Genomic DNA, 2,695 nt, shown 5'->3' on the forward strand with positions numbered 1-2,695 from the left:
CTGGCGGGAGGCAGGCGAGCTGGTCGATCCTCACACGGCGGTGGCGCTTGCTGTCGCCGACCGCGACACCACCGACACGAGGGTGCCGAGCATCGTGCTCTCGACCGCCCATCCGGCCAAATTCCCCGATGCTGTCGAAGCGGCCTGCGGCCAGCGGCCGCAATTGCCGGCCTGGCTCGACGGATTGATGACCAAATCCGAACACATGAAGGTGATGAAGAACGATCAGGCCGAGATCGAGCGGTTCGTGCTGTCGGTCAGCCGCGCCGCAAAGCAAGGAGTTGCCGGATGAGCGTCGAGATTTCCAAGCTTGCCTCCGGCCTGACCGTCGTCACCGACAAGATGCCTCACCTCGAGACCGCGGCGCTCGGCGTCTGGGCCGGCGTCGGCGGACGCGACGAAAAGCCCAACGAGCACGGCATTTCGCATCTGCTTGAGCACATGGCGTTCAAAGGCACGACCAAGCGCTCCTCGCGCGAGATCGTCGAGGAGATCGAAGCGGTCGGCGGCGACCTCAATGCCGGCACCTCGACCGAGACCACGTCCTATTATGCGCGGGTGCTGAAGGCCGACGTGCCGCTGGCGCTCGACGTGCTCGCCGACATCCTCGCCAATCCCGCCTTCGAGCCCGACGAGCTGGAGCGCGAGAAGAACGTCATCGTGCAGGAGATCGGTGCCGCGCAGGACACACCCGACGACGTCGTGTTCGAGCATCTCAACGAGCTCTGCTATCCCGACCAGCCGATGGGCCGCTCGCTGCTCGGCACGGCCAAGACGCTACGCGCCTTCAACCGCGACATGCTGCGCGGCTACCTCTCGACGCATTATCGCGGGCCCGACATGGTGGTGGCGGCGGCCGGCGCGGTCGATCACAAGCAGGTGGTCGCCGAGGCCGAGAAGCGTTTTGCGAGTTTCGAGGGGACGCCGGGCCCGAAGCCGCAAACCGCGCAGTTCGGCAAGGGCGGCGCCAAGGTGGTGCATCGCGAACTGGAGCAGGCACATCTGACGCTGGCGCTGGAAGGCGTGCCGCAGAGCGATTCGTCGCTGTTCTCGCTTCAGGTCTTCACCAACATCCTCGGCGGCGGAATGTCGTCGCGCCTGTTCCAGGAGGTGCGCGAGAAGCGCGGTCTCTGCTACTCGATCTACTCGTTCCACGCGCCTTATACCGATACCGGCTTCTTCGGTCTCTACACCGGCACCGATCCGGCCGATGCGCCGGAGATGATGGAGGTCGTGGTCGACATCATGAATGATTCGGTGGAGACGCTGACCGAGGCCGAGATCGCGCGCGCCAAGGCGCAGATGAAAGCGGGCCTCCTGATGGCGCTGGAGAGCTGCTCTTCCCGCGCCGAGCAGCTCGCCCGTCATGTGCTGGCCTATGGCCGGCCGCAGACGGTCGAGGAGCTGGTGGCCCGGATCGACGCGGTCAGCGTCGAATCGACCCGGGACGCCGCGCGTGCGCTGCTGTCGCGGAGCCGGCCTGCCGTTGTCGCATTAGGCAGCGGCAGGGGTCTGGACACGGCGGTGTCTTTTGCGGAAGGATTGACCCGGGCACGTGCCAAGGCGCGGCTGCATTAGGAGCCGCGCACGGGCTGATCTGCCCCGGGAAGCATCACCATGGCCCTCTTTCGCCTGCCGTCCAGTGGACCCGCCGCCCTCGCGCCGCGCGGCAACGGGCTGTTGTTGCGCGCGCCGCAGATGTCGGATTTCCTGCAATGGGCGCATTTGCGCGAAACCAGCCGCGACTACCTGACGCCTTGGGAACCGATCTGGCCGTCGGACGATCTCACCCGCTCCGGCTTCCGCCGCCGTCTGCGCCGCTATTCCGAGGACATCGCCGCGGACCGTTCCTATCCTTTTCTGATCTTCCGCGAGCTCGACGGCGCCATGGTCGGCGGCATCACGCTGGCCAATGTGCGGCGCGGTATCGTGCAGGCCGGCACCATCGGCTATTGGGTCGGGCAACCCCATGCTCATCGCGGCTACATGACGGCTGCGCTGCGGGTCCTGCTGCCGACGCTGTTCGGCGAGCTCAACCTGCACCGCGTCGAGGCGGCCTGCATCCCGACCAATGCGCCGTCGATCCGGGTGCTGGAGAAGTGCGGTTTCTCCCGCGAAGGCCTGGCGCGCCGCTATCTCTGCATCAACGGGGTCTGGCAGGACCATTTGCTGTTCGGCCTGCTGCACGAGGATTTCCGCGGCTGAGCCCGCCCGATTCGTGCAGCCGAATCCCCCTTTTTGCTGCCTTGGGTTCGCCGATTTTGACGATATAACGCGCAGGTCTACCGGCGATCGGCCGGGGACTTTGTCATGGAGTACGGGCTTTGATGGTGAAGCAGCTTCGGTCATCGCGGAATGTGCTGCGGCGGATGCCGGCGATCGCGCTGGCATTGTCGGTGTCGTTCGCAGCGGTTTCGCCGGTGGCGGCGCAGTCATTGACCGACCGCTTCAAGAGCCTGTTCGGCGGCAAGTCCGATGAGCCGGCCCAGCCCAAGCCGCCGCCTGCGCCCGGCCAGCCGGCCGAAGACGATCTCGATTGCCCCCAGGTTACGGTGCGCGCGGGGGCCTCGACCTACGCGGTCGGGGCCACCGGCAAGCCGGCCGTTGGCAATGAAATCCGTTTCCAGGCCTCGATCACCAAGATGGCGCGCGAATGTGCCCGCAGCAGCGCTGGCATCACGGCGCGGATCGGCAT

General features: G+C 66.4%; 2 protein-coding genes and 2 pseudogenes. All 4 read left to right on the top strand.

Annotated features, from left to right (window positions below):
• A pseudogene (locus MOV74_RS35530) lies at positions 1 to 292 on the top strand (threonine synthase); the annotation flags it as partial.
• A complete protein-coding gene (locus MOV74_RS35535; protein ID WP_246931841.1) occupies positions 289 to 1,578 on the top strand; it encodes a pitrilysin family protein in 1,290 nt (429 codons plus the stop codon). The pseudogene MOV74_RS35530 and the gene MOV74_RS35535, both read left to right, overlap by 4 nt.
• A 39-nt stretch (positions 1,579 to 1,617) precedes the next feature.
• The gene (locus tag MOV74_RS35540; RefSeq protein WP_018316343.1) at positions 1,618 to 2,205 is read left to right on the top strand and encodes a GNAT family N-acetyltransferase; all 588 of its coding nucleotides are present in this window, start codon (positions 1,618 to 1,620) and stop codon (positions 2,203 to 2,205) included.
• Positions 2,206 to 2,327: 122 nt separating this feature from the next.
• Positions 2,328 to 2,695, top strand: a pseudogene (locus tag MOV74_RS35545) (hypothetical protein); the annotation flags it as partial.

Origin of the sequence: Bradyrhizobium sp. SHOUNA76 (assembly GCF_023006445.1) — a bacterium.
Lineage (GTDB): Bacteria > Pseudomonadota > Alphaproteobacteria > Rhizobiales > Xanthobacteraceae > Bradyrhizobium.

Excerpts from the sequence above, each read along its gene's own strand:
- MOV74_RS35535 (WP_246931841.1), top strand. The coding sequence starts at position 289 with ATGAGCGTCGAGATTTCCAAGCTTGCCTCCGGCCTGACCGTCGTCACC.
- MOV74_RS35540 (WP_018316343.1), top strand. The coding sequence starts at position 1,618 with ATGGCCCTCTTTCGCCTGCCGTCCAGTGGACCCGCCGCCCTCGCGCCG.